Source organism: Planktothrix sp. PCC 11201, assembly GCF_900009135.1.
Lineage (GTDB): Bacteria > Cyanobacteriota > Cyanobacteriia > Cyanobacteriales > Microcoleaceae > Planktothrix.
In genome coordinates this window covers 37,868-40,799 of sequence record NZ_LT797710.1, presented here as the reverse complement: position 1 = coordinate 40,799, position 2,932 = coordinate 37,868, and the positions used below count along the sequence as shown (strand labels likewise).

Annotated in this window: 1 protein-coding gene and 1 pseudogene; one reads left to right on the top strand and one right to left on the bottom strand. The window is 42.9% G+C overall.

Translation table 11 applies throughout. The features are described from left to right. Nucleotides 1-51: 51 nt before the first annotated feature. Complete coding sequence (locus PL11201_RS19460; protein ID WP_079680551.1) at nucleotides 52-1,461, bottom strand: proton extrusion protein PcxA; 1,410 nt, start codon at nucleotides 1,459-1,461, stop codon at nucleotides 52-54. A 107-nt stretch (nucleotides 1,462-1,568) separates the two neighbouring features. Here PL11201_RS19460 and PL11201_RS19455 point away from each other — a divergent pair. Then, nucleotides 1,569-2,932: pseudogene (locus tag PL11201_RS19455) on the top strand (recombinase family protein); the annotation flags it as partial.

The window sequence follows — 2,932 nt, the reverse complement described above, 5'->3', positions numbered from 1 at the left end:
AAATTGTTTATGGGTATCAAAGATTAATTTTAACCCGCCCCTACAGACCTTTTATTCATTCATCGTTTTATAAGTAGAAACAGCAGAAGGAGAACTGCGGTTGAGATAACGGAAAATCCAATATTTAAACACCGCATCCAAGATAACTGGAAAGGTCGCAATAAACAAAAAATTGAAGTCTCGATTTTCAGGAAGTCCAAAATGTCGGGCGGTACTTTCTAAAACCACCTCCCAACCGTGGGGCGAGTGAAACCCGACGAACATATCCGTAGATAAAATAATAATAAAAGCTTTCGCACTATCACTCAACCCATAAATTAAATCCCCCATAAATGATTTGAGAGTCTCTACCTCACTGCGGTTGGAAACCAAAATAAAAGCGAACATAAAAACTGAGATAATATCTGCAAAAACATTCTTGATCGCACCACCACTATCCCCTTTATATTGTTCGGCTATTTCTTGGGCTTTTTCCTTTAACTTTTTATCTAATTCTTCCGATGTTAGGGAAGGAGCTTGACCAATTAATGCTTTAAATTTTAAGCGTTCTTCATAATGTTTTAATTCGATAAAAGCTTCTTCCTCCATATCAACATTAATAAAAATAGTTGTTTGTTCTTTATTTGTAAATATCCCATCGATAATCGGCCCAACCAAGAAATTTTTAGCCAGTTGTTGAGTCAGTAAAGGAATCAAAATCAACAACAGAATAAATCGGATAGAAATTAGGGTTTTAGCTTGAGTTTGCTTATAACTTGCAATGATTTCTGACTCCGAGCCGGGTCTGAGTTCCTGTTTAATTCGACCTAATGTTCTCAATAAAGAACGGGGTAAAACCCGAGTTGGATTTTTGTTTCTCAAACCCGGTTTTATCGTTTTTCTGGAACTGGGATTCCGGTTAATATTCAAAAAATTCTTGTTTTCAGAGCTATAATTTGGAGTTGAATTTTGGAGGTTTCCTGTAGGGGTTAGTGATAGAGATTTTTCGGTAGAAATTGGGGTTGAATCTACAGAAAAATCCGAGGATTCTGCGGATTGATAACGAGTAACTACCGCATCAATATAATCGAGTTTTTCACAAATAGTCTCAACTATTTTCCGGTGAGGTGAAGATCCATTCGAGGTAAATTTTTGGTCTAACTCCAGGTTAATACCCGATGAGGGATTGATTTGTTCCGACCATCCAAAAACCGAACGGCTGGCATTAAATACCATTAAGCGAGTCTGAATAATTTTGAGATATTTTTTTAGTTCAGAATTAAAATATAAAATAGTGCGATCGCTATATTCAGGATGGAATTCTAGGGATATTTTTTCACCTTGGAAATGCTCATTCTCAAGAGAACGAATCTTTAAAGCAGCATCATATGCTTGATCTAAAGCCCGTTCCGGTGTAGTACGAAACCATTGATTCGCATTACCAAAGAATTGTTGAAATAAATTAGAATCAGCAGCGGCCATGGTTTAGACCCCTCAAGAATCAGTGGAATGAATGTTAATTAAAAGATGTTCTGGTAGAACATCGCTACAATGTACGGGGTATCTTAACAAATTTTAGACCGATTGCTGTGCTGTCTCCTGCTCTGTGGATTACCGGAAGTTCCCAAAGTGGCAAAACCACTCGCCTGATCGAATTATTTTGTGAGTGGACACCCCTACTGGGAACCCTTCCCCACCCCCCACAACCTCAACGCCAAAAACGCCAACCCAAGTTAAACCCTGAGTCTGTCGGCACCACAACCTTAATTTTTGCCGCCAATGGTGATAACCGCATTGCCCTGGTTAACCGTTTAACCACTATCCCCCAGGGACAATATGCCTTTTATTCCACAACCCCATTGGGGTTTTTTCAAGACGAAGTAATTCTGTTTTGGCCCCTGTTAGTCGAAAAGTTGGGGTTAAAAGCCCAATTTCCCCTGCGTTTACGCCCCGAAACCGAACAGGAACTTGCCCTCCAGTTTTGGAGTCGTGATCGGTCAATCAGTACCCTCAGACGTCCAGGGATTAGCCTTAACCGCATGGTGCGCCAAATTCTGGATATTCTGCAACTAGCAGCCCTAAGTGTTAACTCAATAGAGGCTATCCCCCAGATTTTAGAACAGGGATTTCTCCCCACGGGCGACATCGAAACCCCCTATAACCAGATCGGAGAATGGCTGCAACAATGGCGGGACTGGTGCTTAGACCGGGGGTTACTCACCTATGGGATTATTGCCGATCTCTATGGTCAACATCTCCTGCATCATCCCACCTATCAAAAACACCTACTGCGTCGATATCCAGTAGTTTTAGCGGACGACGTGGACGAATATCCTGTCCTAGCCCGTCACTTGTTTGAGTTCTTTCTGGAGCAGGGAAAAATGGCTGCATTTACCTACAATCCAAATGGGGCTGTACGTTTGGGGCTAGGGGCTGACCCTATAGCCCTATCAGATTTGCAAAAGCGATGTCGTACCGAAACCTTAGACCAACCCAAGGGTTTAGGGAAACATCTAGCCCAACCGATTTTAGAGTTGGTACTGGAGAATGCCATTGCGTTTCCCGACTCCCTCTTGTTTTCTCCTCAGATTCAATCGATTCAAACGGTATCACGGGCTGATTTACTCCGACAAACCGCCGAACAGATTATCGCCGGGGTTAAAACTGGTCAGGTACGGCCCGATGAAATTGCCCTGATTGGCCCTGGTTTAGATGCGATCGCCCGTTATACCCTCAGAGAAATTCTCAACCATGCAGGAATCGCCGTTGAGTCGATGCAAGAACAACGTCCCCTAATCAGTTCTGCCCTAGTTAGAGGATTATTAACCCTAATGGCACTGGTCTATCCCGGCAATGGTCGTTTAGTGCATCGAGATACAATCGCCGAAATGCTCGTAACACTGAGTCGTTACACCCCTACCTCCCCTGCTCCCCCTGCCTCCCCTGCCTCCCC